The sequence below is a fragment of the Herbiconiux sp. genome, from assembly GCF_004297105.1.
In the GTDB taxonomy this organism is placed as follows: Bacteria; Actinomycetota; Actinomycetes; order Actinomycetales; family Microbacteriaceae; genus Herbiconiux.
Map to the genome: position 1 here is coordinate 478,012 of NZ_SCVE01000012.1, position 22,406 is coordinate 500,417.

Annotated in this window: 18 protein-coding genes; 14 read left to right on the plus strand and 4 right to left on the minus strand. The window is 70.4% G+C overall.

Translation table 11 applies throughout. The features are described 5' to 3' along the window. Nucleotides 1–31: 31 nt before the first annotated feature. The 13 genes from EPO52_RS08675 to EPO52_RS08735 all read left to right on the plus strand — a co-directional run bounded on the left by EPO52_RS08675 (nucleotide 32) and on the right by EPO52_RS08735 (nucleotide 18,226). Complete coding sequence (locus EPO52_RS08675; RefSeq protein ID WP_290804780.1) at nucleotides 32–1,006, plus strand: MoxR family ATPase; 975 nt, start codon at nucleotides 32–34, stop codon at nucleotides 1,004–1,006. Then, a complete protein-coding gene (locus EPO52_RS08680; protein ID WP_290804782.1) occupies nucleotides 1,003–2,364 on the plus strand; it encodes a DUF58 domain-containing protein in 1,362 nt (453 codons plus the stop codon). Before EPO52_RS08675 ends, EPO52_RS08680 begins: the two co-directional genes overlap by 4 nt. Next, the gene (locus EPO52_RS08685) at nucleotides 2,364–4,763 is read left to right on the plus strand and encodes a transglutaminase domain-containing protein (protein WP_290804784.1); all 2,400 of its coding nucleotides are present in this window, start codon (nucleotides 2,364–2,366) and stop codon (nucleotides 4,761–4,763) included. The genes EPO52_RS08680 and EPO52_RS08685 overlap by 1 nt, the downstream gene beginning before the upstream one ends. After that, nucleotides 4,760–6,085: an RDD family protein gene (locus EPO52_RS08690; protein ID WP_290804786.1), complete on the plus strand. Its 1,326-nt coding sequence runs from the start codon at nucleotides 4,760–4,762 to the stop codon at nucleotides 6,083–6,085. Before EPO52_RS08685 ends, EPO52_RS08690 begins: the two co-directional genes overlap by 4 nt. Further along, the gene (locus EPO52_RS08695) at nucleotides 6,082–6,951 is read left to right on the plus strand and encodes a protein phosphatase 2C domain-containing protein (RefSeq protein ID WP_290804788.1); all 870 of its coding nucleotides are present in this window, start codon (nucleotides 6,082–6,084) and stop codon (nucleotides 6,949–6,951) included. The genes EPO52_RS08690 and EPO52_RS08695 overlap by 4 nt, the downstream gene beginning before the upstream one ends. Continuing rightward, nucleotides 6,948–8,606: an FHA domain-containing protein gene (locus tag EPO52_RS08700; RefSeq protein WP_290804791.1), complete on the plus strand. Its 1,659-nt coding sequence runs from the start codon at nucleotides 6,948–6,950 to the stop codon at nucleotides 8,604–8,606. Before EPO52_RS08695 ends, EPO52_RS08700 begins: the two co-directional genes overlap by 4 nt. Further along, complete coding sequence (locus EPO52_RS08705; RefSeq protein WP_290804794.1) at nucleotides 8,603–10,291, plus strand: protein kinase; 1,689 nt, start codon at nucleotides 8,603–8,605, stop codon at nucleotides 10,289–10,291. Before EPO52_RS08700 ends, EPO52_RS08705 begins: the two co-directional genes overlap by 4 nt. Continuing rightward, nucleotides 10,288–11,049: a hypothetical protein gene (locus EPO52_RS08710; RefSeq protein WP_290804796.1), complete on the plus strand. Its 762-nt coding sequence runs from the start codon at nucleotides 10,288–10,290 to the stop codon at nucleotides 11,047–11,049. The genes EPO52_RS08705 and EPO52_RS08710 overlap by 4 nt, the downstream gene beginning before the upstream one ends. A 68-nt stretch (nucleotides 11,050–11,117) precedes the next feature. Beyond that, nucleotides 11,118–15,590 (plus strand): FtsK/SpoIIIE domain-containing protein, encoded by a 4,473-nt coding sequence (locus EPO52_RS08715; RefSeq protein WP_290804799.1) that lies wholly within the window; start codon nucleotides 11,118–11,120, stop codon nucleotides 15,588–15,590. Between the two features lie 119 nt (nucleotides 15,591–15,709). Continuing rightward, complete coding sequence (locus EPO52_RS08720; RefSeq protein WP_290804801.1) at nucleotides 15,710–15,976, plus strand: WXG100 family type VII secretion target; 267 nt, start codon at nucleotides 15,710–15,712, stop codon at nucleotides 15,974–15,976. A gap of 75 nt (nucleotides 15,977–16,051) precedes the next feature. Beyond that, nucleotides 16,052–17,158 (plus strand): hypothetical protein, encoded by a 1,107-nt coding sequence (locus tag EPO52_RS08725; protein WP_290804804.1) that lies wholly within the window; start codon nucleotides 16,052–16,054, stop codon nucleotides 17,156–17,158. A gap of 41 nt (nucleotides 17,159–17,199) precedes the next feature. Beyond that, the gene (locus EPO52_RS08730) at nucleotides 17,200–17,721 is read left to right on the plus strand and encodes a hypothetical protein (RefSeq protein WP_290804806.1); all 522 of its coding nucleotides are present in this window, start codon (nucleotides 17,200–17,202) and stop codon (nucleotides 17,719–17,721) included. A 13-nt stretch (nucleotides 17,722–17,734) separates the two neighbouring features. Continuing rightward, entirely contained in the window at nucleotides 17,735–18,226 is a 492-nt protein-coding gene (locus EPO52_RS08735; protein ID WP_290804808.1) for a hypothetical protein, read from the plus strand. Between the two features lie 7 nt (nucleotides 18,227–18,233). On the opposite strand, the gene EPO52_RS08740 is transcribed toward EPO52_RS08735, so the two are convergent. The 4 genes from EPO52_RS08740 to EPO52_RS08755 form a co-directional block, all read right to left on the minus strand. Next, nucleotides 18,234–19,409 carry a HipA domain-containing protein gene (locus EPO52_RS08740; protein WP_363339774.1) on the minus strand — a complete coding sequence of 392 codons (1,176 nt, stop codon included), beginning with the start codon at nucleotides 19,407–19,409 and terminating at the stop codon, nucleotides 18,234–18,236. A 17-nt stretch (nucleotides 19,410–19,426) separates the two neighbouring features. After that, on the minus strand, nucleotides 19,427–19,630 hold the full coding sequence (locus EPO52_RS08745; RefSeq protein ID WP_290804813.1) for a helix-turn-helix domain-containing protein: 204 nt from the start codon (nucleotides 19,628–19,630) through the stop codon (nucleotides 19,427–19,429). Nucleotides 19,631–19,782: 152 nt separating this feature from the next. Further along, complete coding sequence (locus EPO52_RS08750; protein WP_290804816.1) at nucleotides 19,783–20,001, minus strand: hypothetical protein; 219 nt, start codon at nucleotides 19,999–20,001, stop codon at nucleotides 19,783–19,785. Continuing rightward, nucleotides 19,998–20,273: a hypothetical protein gene (locus EPO52_RS08755; RefSeq protein WP_290804818.1), complete on the minus strand. Its 276-nt coding sequence runs from the start codon at nucleotides 20,271–20,273 to the stop codon at nucleotides 19,998–20,000. Before EPO52_RS08755 ends, EPO52_RS08750 begins: the two co-directional genes overlap by 4 nt. A 230-nt stretch (nucleotides 20,274–20,503) precedes the next feature. On the opposite strand from EPO52_RS08755, the gene EPO52_RS08760 reads away from it, so the two are divergent. Further along, nucleotides 20,504–22,312, plus strand: a complete 1,809-nt coding sequence (locus EPO52_RS08760) for an MDR family MFS transporter (RefSeq protein WP_290806168.1) — start codon at nucleotides 20,504–20,506, stop codon at nucleotides 22,310–22,312. Nucleotides 22,313–22,406 lie beyond the last annotated feature (94 nt).

Genomic DNA, 22,406 nt, shown 5'->3' on the forward strand with positions numbered 1-22,406 from the left:
ACATCACGACAGCCCACGACAAAGGACTCCGATGACAATGACCCCCGAGCAGGCGACCTGGTTCGCCGGCACCTTCGACCGCCTCGTGCAGAACGTGGGCCTGGCCGTCCTCGGCAAGGACCACGTGGTGCGCCTGACCCTCATGGCCATGATCTCCGAGGGCCACGTGCTGCTCGAGGATGCGCCGGGCACCGGCAAGACCAGCCTGGCGAAGGCGATCGCGGCCACGGTTCAGGGAACGCACCAGCGCATCCAGTTCACGCCCGACCTCCTGCCCTCGGATGTCACGGGCGTGACGATCTACGACCAGGACACCCACAAGTTCGACTTCCACAGGGGCCCGATCTTCGCCTCGATCGTGCTGGCGGATGAGATCAACCGCGCGAGCCCGAAGACCCAGTCCGCGCTCCTCGAGGTGATGGAGGAGTCGCGGGTCTCGGTCGACGGCGTCGCCCACGAGGTGGGCCGGCCCTTCCTCGTGATCGCCACCCAGAACCCCATCGAGCAGGCCGGTACGTACCGGCTGCCCGAAGCGCAGCTCGACCGTTTCCTCATCAAGACCTCCATCGGCTACCCCGACCTCGCTTCGGCGGAGCAGATCCTCGCCGGGTCGGCCAACCGCAACCCGTCGTCGGCCCTCTCGCCCGTGATCACCACCTCGGCCGTGGCCGACATGGCCGATCTCGCGGCGACCGTGCACGTCGACCCGGCCATCCTGCGCTACACCGCGCAGCTCGCCGAGGAGACCCGCAGCGCACCGGAGTCGCGCCTCGGCGTCTCGGTGCGCGGGGCGATGGCGCTCATCCGTGCGTCGAAGGTGTGGGCCGCCACGCAGGGCCGCCACTACGTGCTGCCCGACGACATCAAGCAGCTCGCCGGCCCCGTGTGGACGCACCGCTTCGTGCTCGACGCCGAAGCCGAGTTCCAGGGCGCCACGGCCGAGGGCATCCTCGCCCGGGTGCTCGCGGATGTCGCTGCCCCGCAGTCGAGGCAACCCGCTGCATGACCGGAGTGACTGAGGCTCCCGCGGCCGCCGGCCCGGCGGACGGACCGAAGAAGGCGAAGCGCCCTGCGCGCCCCGCCCGGCCCCGCGGCGCCCGGGCCCGGGAGCGGATGCGTGCACTCGCGTCATCCCGCCCGGCCCGCTGGATCAGGCTCACCGCCTGGCCGAGGATCGCCGCCGCCCTGGCTCGGGTGTGGCGCGTGGTCGCGCCCGTGCTCACCACGGTCTCGGGCTTCGGATGGGCGGTGCTCGCCTGCACGATCGTGTCACTCATCGCCGCATCGGTGCTCGGCTGGCGGGAACTGCTGGTGATCGGCTTCGTGCTGCTCGCCGCCCTGCTCATCTCCGTGGGCTTCGCCATCGGCCGCTCCGCCTACGCGGTGCGGCTCGACCTCGCCCTCACCCGGGTGGTGGTGGGCGAGCGAGCGGTCGGGCGCATCGCCGTGTCGAACACCTCCGCGCGCTCGCTCCTGCCGGCCCGCATCGAGCTTCCCGTCGGCTCCTCGTACGCCTCGTTCCATCTCCCGCGCCTCGCTCCGCAGGCGGAGCACGACGACCTGTTCGGCATCCCCACGCAACGCCGCTCGGTGATCGTGGTGGGGCCGGTTCGCTCCGTGCGCGGAGATCCGCTCGGGCTGATGCGGCGCGAGCTCCGCTGGACCGACCCCGTCGAGCTGTACGTGCATCCGAAGACCGTGTCGCTCGGCGGCTCCTCCGCCGGGTTCCTGCGCGACCTCGAGGGCATCGAGAGCCGGGTGCTCTCCGACAACGACGTGTCGTTCCACGCCCTGCGCGAGTACGTGCCCGGCGACGACCGTCGATACATCCACTGGAAGACCTCCGCCCGCACCGGCAAGCTCATGGTGCGCCAGTTCGAGGAGACCCGCCGTTCGCACCTCGCCGTGGCACTCTCCACGAACCATAGCGACTACCGCGACGAGGAGGAGTTCGAGCTCGCCGTCTCGATCTGCGGTTCGCTCGGCGTTCAGGCGCTGCGCGAGGAGTTCGATCTCACCGTGCTCACCCAGAACTCCACCCTGAAGTCCGACACCGGGCGCCGCCTCCTCGACGAGCTGTCGGGCGTCGAGCAGTCCGAGCGGCGCGAGTCGATCGTGCAGCTCGCCAAGACCACCGGATCCTCCGTGCCGAACGCCTCGGTCGCGTTCCTCCTCTTCGGCGGCACCGTGACGCCCGCCCAGCTGCAGGCCTCGAGCGTGCACATCCCGCTCGGCGTGCGCGTGATCGCCGTCAGCGCCCAGCCCGGCGCCCCGCTCACTCTCCGCTCCATCGGCGACATGACCCTGCTCACCGTGGGCGACCTCACCGAGTTCCCCCTCGCTCTCCGGAGGGCCAACAGCTGATGACCGACACCTCCCGCCGGCCCGCGAAGCCCGCGCCGACCCCCCTGCTGCCCCCGCTGCCCGCATCCGCCCGCCCCCTCTGGGCGATGGCCACCGACTGCCTCGTGCTGGCCGTGCTCATGGTGATCGGCTTGCTCGCGCTCGGCCCCGCCTTCGGCGGCTCCGGCTACCTGATCGCCGGCATCGGCGGCGTCGTGCTCGGCACCGCCATCGCCGTCGCCGGCTGGCGCCTCTGGTGGAACATCGTGATCGTGGCCGCGGTGACGATCGTGGTCTACCTCGTGTTCGGCGGCGCCCTCGCCGCACCCACCACCACTCTGCTCGGCGTCATCCCGACCCTCGAGACCGTGCGCACCCTGATTCTGGGCGTGGTGTTCTCCTGGAAGGACGTGCTCACGCTCGTCACCCCCGTCGGCGCCTTCGCGGGCGTGCTCGTGGTGCCGTTCCTCAGCGCGCTCGTGGCCACGGTTCTCGCCACGAGCTTCGCGCTGCGGCTCCGTCACGCGGTGTGGGCGCTGCTGCCCGCGGTGGCGCTGTTCGTCACCGCCATCGCCTTCGGCACCCGCGAGGGCGCCTTCCCCATCGCGCAGGGGCTCGCGTTCGCGGGCATCGCGCTCGCCTGGGCGGCCTGGCGTCGGCACGAGGCCCGGGTGACGGCGAGCGCCGGCACCACGGTCGAGCGAGGCGCATCCGGCGGCGGCTCATCGAGTACGGCCGATCCCGAAGCCATGAAGAAGCTCCGCACCACCCGCCTCGCCCTCGGCGCCGGCCTCGTGGTGGCGGCCCTCGGCCTCGGCTTCGTGGGGGGCGGTGTGCTCATGCCCGCGACGGCACGCGAGGTCATCCGCGACCAGATCGTCCCCCCGCTCGATCTGCACGACTACGCGAGCCCGCTCGTGGGCTTCCGCAGCTACGTGCGCGATTTCAAGGAGGAGTCGCTGTTCACGGTGCAGGGGCTGCCGGATGGCGCGCGCATCCGTCTCGCCACGCTCGATGCCTACGACGGCATCGTGTACAACGTCGCGGGCGACGGCTCGAGCGGATCGGGCACCTTCGTGCGCGTCTCGAACGACATCGCCAACGACGTCGCGGGCACTCCGGCCACCCTCGACTTCACCCTCACGGGCCTCGACGGCGTCTGGATCCCGGATGCGGGCTACCTCGACTCGTTCACCTTCACCGGCGACCGCGCCTCCACCCTCAAGGACGCGTTGCACTACAACGCGGCCACGGGTGTCGCCCTCGACACCGAGGCGCTCGCGGCGGGCGACAGCTACACGATGGACGTGGTCATCCCCCCGACCCTCAACGACGAACAGCTCTCCGACCGGAAGATCGGCTCCGAGGTCGTCCCCCGGGCGACGGGGGTTCCGGATGACGTGTCGTCGCTCGCCTCCGAGTACCTCGGCGACGCCTCCACCCCCATCCAGCAGGTGCGCAACATCGCCACGGGCCTCAGCCAGAACGGCTTCTTCAGCCACGGGCTCGAGGGCGAGGCGGTCTCGCGCGCGGGTCACGGCGCCGAGCGCATCGCGAGCCTGCTCTCGGCCACCCAGATGGTGGGCGACGACGAGCAGTACGCCGTGGCGATGGCGCTCATGGTGCGATCGATGGGCATGCCGGCCCGCGTGGTGATGGGCTTCTACCCCGACACGTACTCGGGCACTAGTACGAACTACGACATCACGGGCGACAACCTGCACGCCTGGGTGGAGGTGCCCTTCGAGGGCGCCGGGTGGGTGGCCTTCGACCCCACCCCGCCGAAAGACCAGATCCCGCTCGAGGAGGCGCCGAAGCCGAAGTCCAACCCGAAGGCCCAGGTGCTGCAGCCGCCGCCCCCGCCGCAGCAGCCCGCCGAGCTGCCGCCGGACATCCGCACCCAGGACACCGACCAGGAGGAGGTGAAGCCCGACGGCTTCGACTTCCTGCCCGTCCTGCTCATCGGCGGTGGACTCCTGGCGCTGCTCATCGTGGTGCTGGGACCGCTGTTGCTCATCCTGTCGCTCAAGCTGCGGAGGCGGAAGCGCCGACGGCTGGCCGAGCGGCCGGCCGACCGGGTGAGCGGCGGGTGGGACGAGATCGTCGACCGGGCGGGAGACCTGGGCACGCCCGTCGCGGCCGGTGCGACCCGCCGCGACAACGCGGCGGCGCTCGCGGAGGCGTATCCGGAGGCCCCCGTGGTGGCCGTGGCCACCCGCGCCGACACGAGCGTGTTCGGCCCGGGCGATCCGTCGGCCGAGGAGATCGACCAGTATTGGACGGAGGTCGACGTCGTGGTTCAGAACATGGCGAAGTCGGCATCCTGGTGGAAGCGCTTCAGGGCGGCCTGGTCGATCGGGTCGTTCGTGCGGCGCTACCGGGCTCGACGAGGAGCCGATCGACGAGGAGGACGAGGATGACCGACGCCACGACGTTCCCGTGCGTGCAGTGCGGATCGCCCGTTCCCCGCAACGCCCAGTTCTGCCTGGTGTGCGGCACCCCCGCGTCGTCACGCAGCCAAGCCGCCGCGCTCGGTCAGGCCGTGGCTCACGCGCCGCAGACGGCTCCTGACGGCTCGCCGATCGCGGGCTGGCGCCCGGCGCCCGCGGCGTCGCCCATCACACGCGCCGACCTCATCCCGAGCAACTACGGCCGGCGTGTGGTGGCGTTCCTGATCGATGGCGTGATCGGCGTTCTGTTCTGGCTCCTCGTGACCACGCCCCTGACGCTTCTCGGCGTGATCGACGTGCAGACCCGGGGGATGTCGTTCGCGGTCACCGGTCTGAGCGCAGTGCTGCTGCTCGTGCCCGCTCTCGTCGTGCCGCTCGTGAACCTCTTCCTCCAGTCATTCCTAGGCTTCTCGCTCGGGATGCTCGTCATGGGACTGCGCCTCGTGAACGTGCACCGGCTGGTGCGGCCGGGTCTCGGCTGGATGATCGTGCGCGGCCTCGTGGTCTACGCCGCATCACTGGTGCTCGGCCTCGGCCAGTTCGTGGTGTACCTCTCCCCGCTCTGGGACCCGCAGCGGCTCGGGCGCGGCTGGCACGACAAGGCCGCCCAGACCTGGATGATCGACATCAAGGCCGGGGCGAACCCCCTGAAAGCGGTGCCCGGGCAGGTGGATGCGACCGAGGTCGCGCAGGAGCACACCCCGGCGGCGGTGCCGCCCGTCGCCCCCGGAACATCCGCTCCGGCTCCGGCCCCGCAGGCTCCCACCGCCGCGCCTTACCCCGCGGCTCCCGCGGCGGCGCCCGCGCCCGCGCCATCCGCCCCCATCTCGAGCGTGCCCGGCTTCGCGCCCGCCGCGCCGGTGATCACTCCCGCCGAGATCGCGGCGGCCGCCGATGATCCCGAGAGCACCCGGCTAACGGATTCAGGGCGCGGCACCATCCCCCAGGGCGTCACCCGATTCCGCCTCGATTCCGGCGAGATCATCCCGGTCACCCGCCACGGCGTGCTCGGCCGCGACCCGGTGTCGCCCACGTCCGACCCCTCCGACATCCTCATCGCGCTCGCGGGCGACACCCTCTCGGTGTCGAAGACGCACCTCGAGTTCGGCGTCGACGAGGCATCCGGCTCCGGAGCGGTGTGGGTGAGCGACCGCGGTTCGACGAACGGGTCGGCCATCGTGCGCGGCGACGGCGCCGAGTACGTGCTCGATCCGGGCGAACGCATCACGCTCGTGGCCGGCGACCGCGTGCGGGTGGGCACCCGGATGCTGGCCGTGGAGGTGTCGGCATGAGCGGCGAGCACACCGACGGCATTCCCACCACCGACCTCTCGCTCGAGGTGGGGAGTTCGACCCACACGGGGCTGCGCCGCCGCGCCAACGAGGACTCGTTCCTCGCCGCGGCGCCGATCTTCCTCGTGGCCGACGGAATGGGCGGACACGAGGCGGGCGAGGTGGCGAGTGCTCTGGCCGTCGACGCGTTCAGCGCTCTCGTGGGGCCCGCGTCACTCGAACCGGCCGACATCCGCGAGGCGTTCGAGGCGGCGCACCTCTCCATCACCGCGCTCGCGCACGCCGGGCAGCGGCGCGCAGGCACGACGGTGTCGGGTGTCGCGGTGGCCGAGAGCGACGGTCAGGCGTACTGGCTCGTATTCAACCTCGGCGACTCCCGCACCTACCGGCTCTCCGACGGGGAGTTCGAGCAGATCAGCGTCGATCACTCGGTGGTGCAGGAACTGCTCGATGAGGGCGAGCTCGATCGGGAGTCCGCGGCGAGCCACCCCGACCGCAACGTGATCACCCGGGCGCTCGGCGCGGGCGGCGCCTTCCAGCCCGACTACTGGCTGGTACCGGTGGAGGCGGGCGACCGCATCCTGATCTGCTCCGACGGGGTGTCGGGTGAACTCGACGACGACGTGATGACGCGGATCCTGCGCGAGGAGCCACGGCCCCAGGACGCGGCGACGCGGCTGGTGCACGAGGGCATCCTGCGCGGCGGCCGCGACAACCTCACGGCCGTCGTGGTGGATGCCTGGAACACGACCGTCGAGCGGCCCGATCCGAGACCGGATGCGCCGCACGAGAACGAGACGCACGACCGGCGCGGTGAGGACACGATCCCGCGCAGCCCGGTCGAGGTCGGTGGAGGGAACCGATGACCGCACACCGTTACACCGCAGGGCCCTGGCGGGCGGTGGTGACCCCGCAGGGGATCGCCGTGCTGCCGGCCTCGGTCGATCCCGCGATGCTCGACCGCATCTGGTCGTCGCTCGGCTCGGGCAACGGCCTCGGTGCCGTGCTCGAGACGCTCACGGGAGCGTTCGGCACGAGCCTCCGCTCCATCCCGCCATTCGCGGTGGCCACGATCAGCGGCACCGAGGTGCGGCTGGCCGTGCGCGGCGAGCTCGCGATCGACGTCGACGAGACGGATGCCGAAGGCGCGCCGTCGTCGTTCGCCGTCTCCGGGGCCGAGGTCACGACGTGGAGCGAGCGCGTGGTGGCACGCGGAGAGCGGCTGCTGTTCCGCACGGAGGCAGCGGGCGAAGCGCCCGACGACTGGTTCGGCATCGCCGACGGCGTCGTGTCGTGCGCGTCGATCGTGGTGGAACTCACGGATGCGCCGGCCCGGTCGGCCACGGCCCGCGTCGAGAAGGAGCCGGCCGAGGTCGCGGTGACGGACGCTCGTGAGCCTGCCGAGCCTGCCGCGCCTGCCGCGCCTGCCGCGCCTGCACCTGGGCCTGCTGCGCCTGCACCTGCCGCACCCGCCGCACCTGCCGCACCCGCGCCGGTATCGGCCTCCGACCACGTCTCGGCGTCGGCGGCGACCGGCGTCGCACCCGACGCCACAGTGGTACCCGAGGTCACCCTGCTGCCGGAGGACCTGCCGGGCGGCGTCGAGGAGACGCCGGCCGCCGAGCCACCCGCGGCAGTCGACGACGACCTCGGGCACACCCGCTCCGAGCTTCCCGACGATGCCTACGACCACCTGTGGGGCGCGACCGTGGTGAAGTCGGTCGAGGAGGCCGCCGTGCGCGACTCCGATGAGGACGACGAGGAGCACGCCGCCCCGCCTGTGCCCGCGACCGCCCCCGATGTCGTCGCTCCGGATGAGGCTCCCGCCCCCGCTCCCGCCGGCTTCGCGCCGCCCGCCGACTCCACACCGGCGCCGGTCGCGGCATCCGCGCCTCTCGTGTCCTCCTCGGGCTTGATCGACGGCGTGCCCGACTTCGGCAATCTGGGCGCGGCCTCCGGCAGCGCCAGCATCACCGGGCGAACGGTGCCCCCGCTCAGCCCGGCCCCCTCACCGGCGCCGACGGTCGGCGCGGTCGCGCCCGCCGTTCCCACATCCGCCGCCGGCGTCGTGGCGAGCCCACCCGACGACGACCACGACGGCCTCACCGTCACCGTCTCCGAACTCGAGGCCATGCGCCGCCTCGGCGCGGCCGCCCCGGCAGCCGAGTTGCCGGCATCCGCTCTCGGCCGCATCGTGCTCTCGACGGGCGAGACGCACCCGCTCGACCGCCCGGTGATCATCGGTCGCCGTCCGCGCGCCAACCGCGTGCAGGCCGACCAGGTGCCCGTGCTCGTGGCGGTGGCGAGTCCGGAGCAGGACATCTCGCGCAACCACCTCGAGATCCGGCTCGAGGGTCGGCACGTGCTGATCGTCGACCTCGACACCACGAACGGTTCCGTGCTGCACCGCGACGGCACCCCGCCGCTCCGCCTCGGCCCCAACGAGCCGGTTCTCGCGCTGAGCGGCGACGTGGTCGACATCGGAGACGGCATCACGGTGCTCTTCGAGGACGTGCCGTGAACGCGCGCCGCCCGCCCTCCGCACCCCCCGAGATCCCGGGCTTCGGGTACCTTCAGCTGCTCGGCTCGGGTGGATTCGCCGACGTCTTCCTCTACGAGCAGCGGATGCCCCGCCGCCGGGTGGCCATCAAGGTGCTGCTCTCCGAGACCCTCACCGAGGGTGCGCGCGAGAGCTTCGACGCCGAGGCCAACCTGATGGCACAGCTGTCGACGCACCCGTCGATCGTCACGATCTACCAGGCCGGCATCGCCGAGGACGGCCGGCCCTACCTCGCCATGGAGTACTGCCCGAAGCCCAACCTCGGGGCTCGGTACCGCCGCGAGAAGATCAGCGTGGCCGAGGCGCTGCGCATCGGCATCCAGGTGGCGGGCGCCGTCGAGACCTCGCACCGGGCCGGCATCCTGCACCGCGACATCAAACCCGCGAATATTCTCGTGACGGAATACAATCGCCCGGCCCTCACCGACTTCGGCATCTCCGTCACCCTCGTGGGTGGCGACGAGCAGGAATCCGTGGGCATGTCCATCCCCTGGTCGCCGCCCGAGGTGTTCGGCGCGGCCGGTTCCAGCGGGGTCGCGGCCGACATCTATTCGCTCGGCGCCACCGTCTACACGATCCTCGCGGGCCGCTCCCCGTTCGAGGTGCCGAACGGTGCGAACTCCGGGCTCGACCTCATCGCCCGCATCCAGTCGTCTCCCCTCACGAAGACGGGCCGCGCGGATGTCCCCGCCTCGCTCGAAGACGTGCTCGCCACCGCGATGGCCAAGCAGGAGACGGCGCGTTACTCCTCGGCCCTCGAATTCGCCCGCGCGCTGCAGAAGGTGCAGCTCGAGCTGAGCATGTCGGTCACGCCGGCGGATGTTCTCGACGAGCAGGTGGCTGCGGAGGAGATCGACGAGGAAGACGACGGCAACACGCGCATCCGCGGCATGGTGTCGATCGACCCCACGGCGCCCGTGACGGGCCGACGGCGACCGGGCGGTGCGGCCGCGCCGCCGGTAGCGCCCTACCGCCCCGCCACACCTCTCCCGGTCGCCGGGCCGGCGGCCGGGGCATCCGGCCCGCCCGTCGAGCAGACGGTCGTGCGCGGCACCACCCCGCCGCCCGGGAGCGCGGGCGTGGGTGCAGGCGCGGGTGCGGCCGCTCACCGCTCGATCGACGCGCATCGCTTCGCCATCGACGAGCCCCCGGTCGAGCAGACCGTGCACCGTGCACCCACCGCATCCGGCGACGACGGCACCACGGCCGGAGCACCCCGCTCGCGCAGGCTCCCGCTCATCCTCGGCGCCGCGGCCCTCGTGCTGATCGTGGGCATCGGCGGTCTCGTGTTCGCCCTCAACTCGGGCAGCACACTCGCCGATCAGGACGTGGTGGCGAGCGACAAGCCCGTCGACCAGATCGACGTGGGCAACTCCGTGGTGCCGGGCCCCACCGCCGTCACGGGCGCCCCCGGCGCCGACGGCGTGGTGTTCACCTGGACCAACCCCGACCCCGAAGACGGCGACAGCTACCGCTGGTCGCTCGTCACCCCGGGCCAGATCAACCAGGCCGTCAAAGCGAATGCTGCGACGGTCACCGTGCCGTACCCCGAGGGCGGCGCACCGGGCACCTCGGTCTGCATCGAGGTCGCCCTGGTGCGCAGCGACGGCCGCGGTTCCGAGCCTGTGATGGGATGCACGCCATGACGATCGACGAGAACACCGTGCCTCCCTCCTCCACGGCGCCGCCGAGCCCGGGCTCCGACGCGAGCGTCGAGTTCTGCGGCGAGTGGTACACCCTCGATCGCGAGAAGCCGTTCGAGATCGGCCGGGAAGCCGACCTCGACATCGACGACAACCAGTACCTGCATCGCCGCTTCCTGCAGATCTCCAACGTCGACGGCATGTGGTGGCTGTCGAACGTCGGCTCGCGCCTGTCGGCCACCGTCTCCGACTCGAGCCGCACGATGCAGGCCTGGCTCGCCCCGGGCGCCCGCATGCCGATCGTGTTCGGCCTCACCACCGTGGTCTTCAGTGCCGGCCCCACGAGCTACGAGTTCACGGTTCACACCACGACGCCGACGTTCGTCGACGCGAGCCCCGTCCCCTCCTCCTCGGGCGCCACCACCGTCGGGGCGGTCACCTTCACCGCCTCGCAGAAGCTGCTCATCCTGGCCCTCGCCGAGCCGATGCTGAAGCGCGAGGGCACCGGCACCAGCGAGATCCCCTCCTCCCAGGCCGCCGCCGAGCGTCTCGGCTGGGCACTCAGCCGCTTCAACCGCAAGCTCGACAACGTGTGCGACAAGCTCAGCCGCACCGGCGTCGACGGCCTGCGTGGGGGCGTCGGCGCCCTCGCCACCAATCGCCGGGCCCGGCTCGTCGAGTACGCGGTGCTCTCGCGTCTCGTCACGAAGGCCGACCTGCCCCTGCTCGACGAGCCGCAGGCCGACGCCGACGACCGGTGACGGTCGCGGTACGACACTCCCCTCCCGGCACCGAATCAGCCACCCCGTAGAGACGAGAAGCACAGCGGATGCGCATCAAGGCCACACTCAGACGCCCCGGCGGGTCGATCAGCAACCTGCAGATCACCGCCGATGCCACGGCAAGCGTCGCCGACATCGCCGAGGCGATCTTCGTGGCGGATCCGGAGCGCACCGGTCAGCCCTCACCCGGCCCGCTCACGCTCCAGGTCTCCGGGCTCTCGGGTGAGTCGCGCGTGCTCGATCCCTCCTCGAACCTGCTCGAGGCGGGTGTGCGATCGGGCTCGACTCTCGAACTGGCGCAGCCCAGCCACGCGTTCGGGCCCGGCGGCTCCACCGGACCGGCCGCCGCCACCCTCCGAGTGCTGAGCGGGCCGGATGCCGGAGCCGAGTTCTCGCTGCCCTTCGGCTCCAGCTACATCGGCCGCGAGCGCGGCATCGACGTACGGCTCTCCGACGGTCTCATCTCGAAGCGGCACGCGCGCATCAACATCGGCGAGCACGTCGAGATCATCGACATGAACTCCGCGAACGGCCTTCTGATGGGCGGCGAGCAGATCGCCCGCACCACCCTCACCTCGGCCGACGTCGTGGTGATCGGTGACACGGCGATCTGCGTCGTGCCCCTGCAGCGTCTCGGGGGCGCCGCCCCGTCGACCCCGGTGATCGAGTTCAACCGCTCGCCCCGCGTGGTGGCGCGCTACCCCGGCGCATCCTTCCCCGCCCCCGAACCGCCGAAGCGGCCGCAGCCGCTGCGGTTCCCCTTCATCGCGCTCGTGGCCCCGCTCCTGATGGGCCCGATCCTCTTCCTCGCCACCGGGTCGGCACTCAGCCTCATCTTCATCGCGCTCAGCCCGATCATCATGATCGGCACGTGGGCCGACCACAAGATCCAGACCAGACGCCAGCTGCGCGACGCCATCACGCAGTTCAACGCCTCCCTCGACGCGTTCGTCACCTCCCAGCACGACAAGCAGCGGGTGCAGCGGGCGGTGCGACTCAACGAGGCGCCCGCCGTCGCGGCCACCATCGACTCGGTCGACCGCCTGGGCCAACTGCTCTGGACCCACCGCCCCGAGCACACCGCCTTCCTCTCCGCCCGCCTCGGCATCGGCACGGGGCTCAGCCGCGACAAGGTCACGCTGCCCACCGCGAACGAGGCGCTGCCGCAGTACTGGGCGCAGCTGGAGGAGGTGGCCGACCGGTTCTCGCGCATCGAGGGTGTGCCGATCGTGGTGGAGTTCCGCAAGGCGGGAGCGCTCGGCGTGGCCGGGCCCGCGACTTCGGGGGCGGCATCCGGAAGCCCGGCGGGCGGCGGCCGTCTCGACGTGGCCCGCGGCATCGTCACCCAGCTCGTGGGCCTGCACTCGCCCGCCGAGCTCGTGGTGTGCGCGCTCGTCTCGCCCACCTCCCGCACCACCTGGGACTTCCTCGAGTGGCTCCCCCACTCCAGCTCGCCGCACAGCCCGCTCTCGGGCGACCACCTCGCCGACAACCCCGGCTCCGGCGCCACCCTGCTCTCCCGCCTCGAGGAGCTCATCGACTCGCGCACGGGCGGCGCCCCCACACCCCGGGGAGCGATCGACACCGACCAGCCCGAGACCGACGAGGTCGCGCATCCGATCACCCCGTCGGTTCTCGTGATCATCGAAGACGACGCCCCGGTCGACCGCGGCCGCCTCACCCGGCTCGTGGAGCGTGGTGCCGACGCGAATGTGCACGTGCTCTGGTCAGCGCCCTCGATCGCGAACCTGCCGGCCGCCTGCCGCAGCTTCGTGAGCGTCGAGCAGGACGCCTCGGGCGCCACCGCGGGCCAGGTGCGGCTCGGTGAGCACACCTTCCCCTTGGCCTGCGAGACCGTGGATGCCGCCACCGCGCACCGGCTGGCCCGCCAGCTCGCACCCGTGGTCGACGTGGGCGCGCCCATCGCCGACGACTCCGACCTGCCGCGCTCGGTCTCCTACCTCTCGGTGGCGGGCACCGAACTCGCCGACGTGCCCGAGGCCGTGATCGACCGCTGGCGCGAGAGCAACTCCATCGCCGACCGTTCCGGCGCCCCGCTCGTGCGGCGCAAGAAGGAAGGCTCGCTGCGCGCCCTCGTGGGGCACACCGGCACCGAGCCCTTCTACCTCGACATCCGCAACCAGGGCCCGCACGCGCTCGTGGGCGGCACCACGGGTGCGGGCAAATCGGAGTTCCTGCAGTCGTGGGTGCTCGGCATGGCGGCGGCACACAGCCCCGACCGGGCCACCTTCCTCTTCGTCGACTACAAGGGCGGCGCGGCCTTCGCCGACTGCGTCGGGCTGCCGCACACGGTGGGTCTCGTCACCGACCTGTCGCCGCACCTCGTGCGGCGCGCGCTCACGAGCCTGCGGGCCGAGCTGCGCTACCGCGAGCACCTGCTCAACCGCAAGAAGGCCAAAGACCTCGTCTCGCTCGAGAAGACCGGAGACCCCGACACCCCGCCGAGCCTGCTCATCGTGGTCGACGAGTTCGCCGCCCTCGTGCAGGAGGTGCCCGAGTTCGTCGACGGCGTGGTCGACGTGGCCCAGCGCGGGCGCTCGCTCGGCCTGCACCTCATCCTCGCCACCCAGCGTCCCGCAGGCGTGATCAAAGACAACCTGCGGGCCAACACCAACCTGCGCATCGCGCTCCGGATGGCCGACGCCGACGATTCCAGCGACATCCTGGGCAGCCCGATGGCCGCCTACTTCGACCAGTCGATCCCGGGCCGTGGTGCCGCCAAGACCGGTCCGGGCCGGCTCGCCGCGTTCCAGACGGGCTATGCCGGCGGGTGGACCACGAACGAGCCGCCACGCCCCCGCATCGACATGATCGAGATGGACTTCGGATCGGGGGCGGTCTGGGACGTGCCCGAGGTCGAGGCGCCCGAGCTCGCCGACCCCGGCCCCACCGACATCGCTCGGCTCGTCACGTCGATCCGCGCCGCGGCGAAACTCGCCGACATCCCGGAGCCGCGCAAGCCGTGGCTCGACGAACTGGCGGCGGTGTACGACTTCTCGCTGCTGCCGAACCCGCGCACCGACGAGCGCCTGCTGCTCGGCGTGATCGACGACCCCGCCACGCAGTCGCAGCCCACCGTGTTCTACGAGCCCGACCGCGACGGCAACATGGCCATCTACGGCACCGGCGGGTCGGGCAAGAGCGCCACCCTCCGCACCATCGCGGTGTCGGCGGCGGTCACCCCGCGCGGCGGCCCCGTGCACGTGTACGGGCTCGACTTCGGCTCGAGCGGCCTCAGCATGCTCGAGGAGCTGCCGCACGTCGGCGCGATCATCTCGGGCGACGACGAGGAGCGGGTCATCCGCCTGCTCCGGATGCTGCGCGACCTCGTCGACGACCGCTCGATCCGCTATTCCGCCGTGCGGGCCGGCTCGATCGGCGAGTACCGGCGCATCGCGAACGAGCCGTCGGAGCCGCGCATCCTGGTTCTCGTCGATGGCATCGGGGCGTTCCGCGACCAGTACGAGTTCGGCGGGCACTCCGCCTGGTTCACCACCTTCTCGCAGATCGCGACGGATGGCCGTCAGGTGGGCGTGCACATCGTGATCTCGGGCGACCGGCCCAACTCGGTGCCGGCCTCGCTCGGCTCGACGATCCAGCGCAGGCTCATCCTGCGCATGGCGAGCGAGGACGACTACTCGCTGGTCGGCGCGCCGAAGGACACCCTCTCGGCGGTCTCGCCCCCCGGCCGCGGCGTCATGGAGGGCAACGAGGTGCAGATGGCGGTGCTCGGCGCCGACTCGAACGTCGCCGTGCAGGCCCGTGAGATCGCCAAGCTCGCCGAGGCGATGACCCGCCAGGGCGTCACCCCCGCACAGCCGGTGCTCACTCTCGGTGACGCGATCCCACTCGGGTCGCTGCCGTCGACGAGCGGCGGCCATCCGGTGATCGGCGTCCGCGATGACTCGCTGTCGCCGTTCTCGATCACCGCGCGGGGAGCGATGCTCGTGGCCGGATCACCGGGCAGCGGGCGCTCGACCGCGCTCGCCACGATCGCGACCGCGCTGCGGCGGGCGGATCCGGGCATCCGGCTCGTGCACATCTCCCCCCGCAAGACGAGCCTCACCCCGCTGCCGCTCTGGTCGCTCTCGATCAGCGAGCCCGCCCAGATCGCGGCCTTCGCCGACGACGTCTCGGCCCAGCTCGACGCCGAGACGCTGAAGCCCGCGCAGTTCGCACTGTTCATCGAGAACATCGGCGAGCTGAACGGCTCTGCCGCCGAACTCGACGTCGACCGGCTCGTGAAGCGAGCGCTGCGCGACGAGGTGCTCGTGATCGGCGAGAGCGAGTCGTCGACCTGGTCGGCGGCGTGGACTCTGGGCGGGGCCTTCAAGAGCTCCAAGCGGGGACTGCTGCTGGTGCCCGGCGAGCTCGACGGCGACAGCCTGCTCGGCACGACGCTCGGCCGTTTCAAGCGCGCGGATCTGCCGCCTGGCCGGGGGTTCTTCATCCAGGGTGGACGGGTCGTGAAACTGCAGATCGCGCTGCCGGAGAACTGATGGGGAGTTCTCCCCATCGCCATATCCGACACCTGTCAATAGTGTCTTTCTTGTGAGAAGCACTCACGAGAAGTGGCGGAACCGGACAGCCCGGACCGCGGAATGAAAAGGAGAACATCATGGCCGTATGGGGTCTCGACGTCGAGCAGGTTCAGCAGCTCTCGAAGCAGCTCAACTCGCAGTCGCAGCAGGTTCAGACCATCCTCACCACCCTCACCTCGGCGCTGCAGAGCGTGCAGTGGACGGGTCCTGACGCGGAGAACTTCCGCAGCGAGTGGAACACCACCCACACCGCCGCGCTGAAGCAGGTCATCACCGCTCTCGAAGACGCGTCGCAGAAGGCGGCCAAGAACGCATCCGACCAGGCAGCCACCTCGCAGGCCTAGTCGTTCTCGGCGGGGGTCCTCCGGGACCCCCGCCTTTCTTGTCTCCGATTCCGATCCACGCGCTGGGAGGGTGTCATGGCTGGTGGTTTCTTCGGGGCTGATGTCGATCAGCTCCGCACGCTGGCGAAGCAGTTCGAGACTGCCGCCCAGAACCTCATGACGGTGAACTCGACGCTCACCTCGAGCGTGAATCACACTCCGGCGTGGCAGGGTCCGGATGCGACGACCTTCCGTTCCGACTGGAACGCGACGCACACGGCTCAGCTCCGCGCCGCGATCAGCGCCTTGCAGGCGGGCGGCACGTCGCTCACGAAGAACGCCGACGAACAGCGCGCGGCCTCGACCGACACGATCGGGAGCGGCGCGGGAGCCGGGGCCGGCGCGGGAGCCGGGGGCGGCGGCGCGACCGGAACGGGCAGCGGCGGGGGATCCGGCCCGGGCGGCTCCGGAGCACCGGGTTCGCCCGGCCCCGGCGGCCCGGGCAGTTCGGCGGGGCAGACCGGCCCCGACGAGAAGCCCTCGGGGGCCTACGCCGACACGTACGGCGGCGACGGCTACGCCGATGCGAGCTCCACCTACGGACCGAACGGGTCGGTCGATCACCGCTCGGAGGCCGGTTGGCAGTGGGGTGCCGGGGCCGGTGCCGGCGGCTCGTTCGACAACGGCACGGTCTCAGGCGAAGGCTCCGCCGACGCCTACGTGGGTGTGGAGGGTCACGCCGGGGCCGGAGCGGGTCAGGACGAGAGCGGAAACTACTACGCGGATGCCGGAGCCGAAGCGCTCGTCGGCGGCGAGGCCAACGCGAACGGCACGCTCGAGACCGGCATCGGCTCGGTGGAGGGCAACGCCCACGCCATGGCGGGTGCCGAGGTCGACGCGGAGGCCGGTGGCACGATCGGCCCGAACGGCGCCGGTGTGAACGCGGGCATCGACGGCTTCGCCGGAGCCCGCGCCGGCGGTGACGTCGACTTCTCGGTGGGCGGCATCGGCACGGGCATCGGCGGCGAGGTCTGGGCCGGCGTCGGCGCGAAGGCCGAGATCGACGCCCAGCTCACGTACGAGGAGATCAGCTTCGACCTCGACGTCGGAGCCGCGCTCGGCATCGGCGGAAGCGTGTCGCAGTCGTTCTCGATCAGCCCCAAGCAGATCGTCGAAGGCGTCGGAAGCCTCTGGCCGTTCTGATCCTCCGAGTTCCCGCCCGCATCCTGTAGAAAGGCCACATCATGACTCACACCATCTCGTTCCCGAGTGACGCGGCTCCCGCGTTCCCGGGCATCACGCTGACGCTGCCCGACGACTGGAACCCCCTGTCCGTGTCCGGATCGGTGCTCGCAGCCGGAAAGTCCGTCGAGCCGGGCACCTTCCGGCCGAACATCGTGGTGGGACTCTCGCGCTTCGGCACCGGCTACACCCTCGAGACCGCCATCGACGCCGTCGTGAAGCGGGTCGAGTCCATCGAGGGCGTCGCCGAACTCGGCCGTGACCACCTCGAGGTGCTCGGCACCGAGGGCTTCCGCGTCGAGTTCAGCTATCCGGATGCGCGAGTCGGCACTCTCATGCAGGCCGTGCGCCTCGCGGTGGTCGACCACGGCAGCGCGGTCGACCTCGTGCAGATCACCGGCACCACGACAGGTCCTCAGGCCGAGCAGCTCTGGGGCGAGGTGCGTGAGATCCAAGAGAGCGCCACACTCTCGGCCGGCGCGGCCGGCGCGGCCGGCCCAGACGCTCCGGACGTTCCGGCGTGAGGGTGGTCGTCTGATGGCGGCCTCCGTCGACGAGGCCCGGGCGAGCATCCTGGCCCTCAACACCGATGAGCTGCCGTTCGTGTACGAACCCACGACCGATGGCGTGGTGGGGCGCTGGAACTACGCGAACCAGAAGTGGGCCACGGTGCTCGGCGCGGGCTCGATCGACGCCGAGTACGCGCTCTGGATCATCCTCGACCCCGCCACGACGACGTGGCGCTTCGAGGAGCACGAGACCGTCGAGCAGACGCAGCTCTCGGCGGGCGGCGACGGCATCGGCGTCACCTACGAGCGCTCCTTCTTCAAAGGCCGCAAGAAGGAATTCAAGTTCAATCTGGGCGCCGCCCTCGCAGCCAAGGTGACCGATCGCCGGGGCGACCGCGTCGGCCAGACCTACGGCTACCGCTTCTCCACCGACGACATCAAGCAGCCGGCGATCGAGGCCCTCACAGCGGCCGGCTGGTCGCGCCGCAAGGGCTTCTGGTCGCGCCTCTTCGGCGGCTGACGCGCACTCAGCCCGTGATTTCCGCACGCCGGAACTTCAGTTGACGGCGGGCCTCATTGAGGGGTGAGCCCCGGAAGGGGAGCAGGCCGAGGTCGATCGCGACGGCAGCGCGGAGAGCGACCGCCGATGCGGATGCAGCAGCGCGTTCGGGCAACCCGATCTCTCGCGCGAATTGCGCCCAATGTGCCCGCTTGAGGTTGCGGGTGCGCCCCGCCACGGGCAGCGCGAGAGAGTCGTCACCGTAGAGCAGCGTGCACGGGATGTCGTAGATCGGGGCGACACTCGTTCTGCCATCTTCCGCCGTCAGTGCCGACACGTTCTTTGCATGCAGGTCTCCGTTTCCCGTCAGCCACGCGAACAGGAACTGGATGTAGAGATTTCGTGCGGCGACCACAGGGGCACTGCAGAGCGCCGATAACGCGAGGACGGCGTCAGACGCATCCACTCTGTATTTGTCGGCCGGCGGGAGACCCAACACCTGAGTGGCGTCTTCCAGTGCGAGCCGCCTCCAGCCTTCGTCGCCGGCGCGCACCCGGTCGAAGCGCTGCACCAAGAGCCCCGGTCGACCGATCGAGTCATGAATCGTCTGCGCTCGGGAGACCGGGAGCTTCAGGCTTCGCGCACCGATCAGATGGAGGTGCTCGTTCGCCACGAGGTGCGGGAAGTCCACGGGGTCGAGCTTCAGGATGTATCTCCCGCTGCTCGACGCGATCGGAGTGCTGATCATCTCCGCGCTCAACTTCTCCTGCACCCCGGGGATACCGTGCAGATCCACCTGATCCGCGAGCTCGAGGAAGTCGATCGCCGCTAGGTCGTCGGCGACACGGGCGGGGGGATCCTGCGGCAGCTCTCCGTGCGGCACGATCTGCACGTCTCCGGGCACGTCGGCACCCACGGCGAGCAGCAATGTCAATTCGTCGTCGAGACTCGTCTTCACCGCATCGCGCAGTACGGTCAGCCGTCTCCCCTCGGGTAGCAGGCCCGCGAAGAAGGCGGGGACCGTGCCGCCCGGCGAGATGAACGGTGCCGTATCGAGCGGCAAGGTATGGGCGATGGCACGAGCATCCGCGCGCTCGACGTAGTCGGCTTCATAGGAGAAAAGGACTCCCTCACCGGGTACCCTCACCAGACGAGCCGCCCGCTCTCCGGCTTTGTGAACATCGGCGACTTCGACGAACCTCACCTGATCAAGAGACTCCGTCATCGCACGACCTCGATGCGCAGACCCAGCACGGTGGCCACGGCGACGACTGTGCCGATACTCACCCCGGGATCACCGCTCTCCAGATCGCGGAGCGTGCGGTCGGAGATGCCCGCGAGCTCGGCAACCTGCACCTGCGTGAGCTTCTCTGCACGCCGTGAGGCGCGGAGGGTCGAACCAATATCATTCACAGAGATAAGCACTTCGGCAGAATCCTTCCGTTTTCGCGTCTCACAAGACAGATTAGCTCATCACGTAGGCAAATCGGAGATATTCTGCCGAAATAGCTCCCAAACCCGAGTGATCACAGCCTCCGAGATGGAATCGGCATGATCCTGCCGATTCCATCTCGGGACTACCAGGTGAGGGTGCCTCCCAGGTGGGGCTGGAGGGCGATGAGGTCGTCGCTCGAGCCCGCCACGTCGGAGGGGGCCACGATCCAGTCGGGGCCCGCCAGGAAACGCGCGGGTTCGAGACTGCCGGCGTTCAGGGCAAGCACGCGCGCGGCATCCGCGGGGCTCGCGAAGAGCATGACGCGGAGGTCGGACGGGAGGCAGGTCGCACCGCTCGTCATGCCGGGAGGGCCCTCGGGCAGGGACTCCAGGGGGTGCAGCCGAAGCCGGCCGCGGTCACGGCCACCTGGAACTCGGCCACCGTCGGAGTGGTGGGCGCGACCCCCGGGTCGGGGATCGTCACGTCATCGGCGTCGAGGGGCGAGGAGGTCAGGCGTCTGGCCTGCCGGTGGATGCGCGCGTGGTGCAGATCGAAGATCGCTCCGAACGCCCGGGCATCACCCTCTCGGGCGTGCTCCCAGAGGGAGACTTCGGTGTGTTGAGTATTGGTCACATACAGATAGTGTCCGGATGTAGCCACGCGGTTCCCACTTTTGCGAGAATTCTTCAGCGAGAGCGGTTTGAGACCCTCGTGCAGGGGGTGTAACTTTGCAGTCTGCGCAAATTTCCGCGCCCGCCCCCACTTGCCTCGAGGATGTCATGTCGCGCACCAATTCATCGTCCAGCCGCCGAGCGAACGCCTCGGAGGCGCGGCAGCAGGCCTTCAAGGAGGCCGGCGGCAAGATGACCCACCGCCAGATCCTCTTCATCATCTTCGGACTGATGGCGGGCATGTTCCTGGCCTCGCTCGATCAGACCATCGTCGGCACATCGATGCGCACCATCGGCGACGACCTCGACGGCATCAGCCTGCAGGCCTGGGTCACCACCGGCTACCTCATCATGTCGACCATCTCGACCCCCCTCTACGGCAAGCTCTCCGACATCTTCGGCCGCCGCCCGCTCTACATCATCGCCATCGCGATCTTCCTGGTGGGCTCGCTGCTCGCCGGGCTCGCCACGAACATGTACGAGCTCGCGGTGTTCCGCGCCATCCAGGGCCTCGGCGCCGGCGGACTCATGTCGCTCGCCCTCACCGTGATGGGCGACATCCTCGCGCCCCGCGAGCGCGCCAAGTACCAGGGCTACTTCCTCGCCACCTTCGGCATCTCGAGCGTCATCGGCCCGCTGCTCGGTGGCCTGCTCTCCGGTCAGGCCGAGATCCTCGGCATCACCGGCTGGCGCTGGATCTTCCTCCTCAACCTCCCCATCGGCGCCATCGCCATGGTGATCGTGCTGCTGTTCCTGCACATCCCGCACACGAAGCGCAGCGTGCGCATCGACTGGGGTGGAGTGGCGGCGATCATCCTCACCGTCGTGCCGATCCTCCTCGTGGCCGAGCAGGGTCGCGAGTGGGGCTGGGGCTCCGCCGGCGCCATCGCCTGCTACGTGATCGCCCCCATCGGCCTGATCTTCTTCATCCTCATCGAGCGCTACATGGGTGACGACGCGATCATCCCGCTCAAGCTGTTCCGCTCGCCGACGTTCTCGATGGCCACCATCCTCGGTGTGCTGGTCGGTTTCGGCATGTTCGGCGCGATGATGACCATCCCGAACTACCTGCAGATCGCCGCGGGAGCCACGCCCACCGAGGCCGGCCTCATGATGATCCCGATGGTGCTCGGCCTCATGATCTCCTCGATCGTGTCGGGGCAGATCATCTCCCGCACGGGCCGCTACAAGATCTTCCCCGTCATCGGCACCGGGCTTCTCGCGGCGTCGTTCTTCTACCTCACCTTCGTGTCGGCCGACAAGCCGATCTGGTACGTGCTGATCGGGATGCTCTTCATCGGCCTCGGCCTCGGCCAGCTGATGCAGACCCTCACCATCGCCTCCCAGAACTCGGTGGGCCCGCGCGACATCGGTGTGGCCACCTCCAGCTCCACCTTCTTCCGCTCGATCGGTGGAACGCTCGGCACCGCCGTGGTGTTCTCCGTGCTCTTCTCGCGTCTGGCCTCCACGCTTCCCGCGGCCTTCACCAACCCCACCATCGTGGCGGGCGCCCAGGCCGCAGCCAGCGACCCCGCGGTGCAGAGCAACCCGGCGAACGCCGCCATCCTGCAGATCCTCACGAACGCGCAGAGCAACCCCGCCTCGATCGGTGATGCGCTGAGTGGAGACACCTCGTTCCTCGTGGGCGCCGACTCGCGGCTCACGCTGCCCTTCGTCGATGCATGGGCGAACGCCACCTCCACCGTGTTCTGGGTGTGCCTCTGCGTGGTGTCGGTGGCCTTCCTCCTGAGCTTCTTCCTCAAGGCCACCCCGCTGCGCGGCAAGTCGGCCCTCGAGGAGTCGGCCGCTCAGGATGCCGCCGACGTGGCCGCCGGCGCGAACGCCCCGGTCGGCAGCGAGGCCAGAGCCGCAGCGGATGCGGCCGAAGAGCGTCTCGAAACCGACACCGCGGTTCAGGCCCAGCTCGCGGCGGAGGAGATGGGTGCCCTCGTGCTCCCCGACACCCGCTCGACCCCGGTGCAGCGCGCGGCGGACCAATAGCCGCGCCGAACCGCCTAAGAAAACCGGGTTATATCCACACTATGGAGATATGACCCCGTTTTCTTATGCAATTCGGCAGCGCACAGGCGTAGCC